Here is a 321-nt window from a genome sequence, read left to right as displayed (position 1 = left end):
TTCCACAATGGGGTGGACCGAACACCTGATTTTTAATATAATTTTCACGCTGCTCCCAGTAGTTGCAATCGCTATGAACGATATAGAGCAGACCCCTATCGAAGAAGTATTTCAACCTGTAACTCAAAGCTTAATATGAAAAAGAAGACGATATTTATGCTATCCAGTTGCACGGTATTTAGCGCATCGTTGATAGTGACGCTGTATGCGACGTCGTACCTCGTTGCTGACGTGTACCGCGGCCCTTTTTATCGCAATATCAAGTATCCAGAGAGTATCCCGCAAGTGGAGAAGATAGATTTAAAATACAACTCATATTAC

General features: G+C 41.7%; 1 protein-coding gene. It reads left to right on the top strand.

Features of this window, described 5'->3' with window-relative positions:
- Window positions 1-135: 135 nt before the first annotated feature.
- Window positions 136-321: hypothetical protein (locus KK062_RS30175; protein ID WP_254088100.1), on the top strand; the 186-nt coding region annotated here is incomplete at its 3' end.

The sequence above is a fragment of the Dawidia cretensis genome, assembly GCF_018598175.1.
Lineage (GTDB): Bacteria > Bacteroidota > Bacteroidia > Cytophagales > Cyclobacteriaceae > Ohtaekwangia > Ohtaekwangia cretensis.
This window is presented reverse-complemented; position numbering and strand designations above follow the sequence as displayed.